Raw genomic sequence first — 1,154 nt, 5'->3', positions numbered from 1 at the left:
AGTCCCGAGACCGGCACGCCTGATACAGCCCGCGCCGAGATCAAAGGCAGCCACGCATGGGGCGTCGGCATACGGGTCGGCTACAGTTTCTGAGGGCACAGAGCTCCAGACATCTCCGAAATCCGCGCCCTTGGCGCCGTAGCCTGCTGCGCTCTCGTAATGACTGGGCTTTCGGCCAGCGTCAGAGTGGCAAAAGGGCACTGCACCAGATCATCCGGAGCCACATCAGAACCGTGTTGCGTGATACATTCGGAAAAAGGGTGCCGCGCCCCAGGAGCATCGGCACCGCATCGCCTTACAAAACCATAGTTGCCGGAACTCATGACCTTTGGGATGTCGCTCCGCCTTCCGACAGCGAAGCCCTACTGGTCCAGGCCCAGCTTGGCTTTCAGCGCATCGATGCGCTTTGAGGCCTCCGCCTTGCTGATGGTGTCGTCAAAGGCGTCGGGATCGTCGGCCTGTTCGCTCAACGTCTTGAGATAGGACGCCTGTGCGCCGGTCATGGGGTCTTCGCCGCTGACCCAGCTGTCGGGATCTTTCTCGGCATTGTCGGTCGGGTGGGATTTCGGGTTTTCATCGGCCATGGGGCACTGCCTTTCTCAGGATGGTGCAAGGAAACACGCGCCTCATGTTCTGGTTCCGTTCGCGTCCATCGAGAAGCCCGGAGGACAGGAGCAGCAAGGCAAGGCTGATGAAGGTGTCTCCGGCAAAGCTGACCTCGGGGTCAGACAGAGAAGAACCGATCAGGTGATGAGGATAAGACCAACCCTCTCAGTGGACGACGGGTATCCGGTCGGTTCGGAGGCGTTGCTCCAGCATCGGTGTCCATCATGAAAAAGCGGCAGCACCCAGGGAGGAGGGAGTGCTGCCGCGGAACGCTGGCCCAGGGAGGAGGAAGGGCCGCGTATGGGTGCGGCAAGGCCCAGGGAGGAGGAGAGGCCGTTGCCGCCAACGATCGGACCATGGGGAGGAGGAAAGGTCCGTCGCGTCGGGTGCCGCAAATGGAGCGGCTATGTAGGGGCGGCACTCTCTGGCAGAAGAATGCCGCCAGTCCCGGCCCTAGGGAGGAGAAGAGGCCGGAAAGGTCTATATCTTACTTCGTGCCCCAGGCGGCTTCGTGAGCCAGGCGGGTGATCATCGCGCGGCTGATGCCC

At 62.0% G+C, this 1,154-nt stretch carries 1 protein-coding gene; it reads right to left on the bottom strand.

Annotation, left to right across the window (positions count from 1 at the left end):
- Positions 1 to 362: 362 nt before the first annotated feature.
- On the bottom strand, positions 363 to 584 hold the full coding sequence (locus CK944_RS22210; RefSeq protein ID WP_103175191.1) for a DUF3072 domain-containing protein: 222 nt from the start codon (positions 582 to 584) through the stop codon (positions 363 to 365).
- Positions 585 to 1,154: the final 570 nt, after the last annotated feature.

The organism is Paracoccus sp. SY (genome assembly GCF_002901215.1).
Taxonomy (GTDB): Bacteria; Pseudomonadota; Alphaproteobacteria; order Rhodobacterales; family Rhodobacteraceae; genus Paracoccus; species Paracoccus acridae.
The sequence above is the reverse complement of the archived record's forward strand: the minus strand, read 5'-3'. Positions and strand labels throughout refer to the sequence as shown.

Coding starts and splice junctions, on each gene's coding strand:
- CK944_RS22210 (WP_103175191.1), bottom strand. CDS start 584: ATGGCCGATGAAAACCCGAAATCCCACCCGACCGACAATGCCGAGAAA.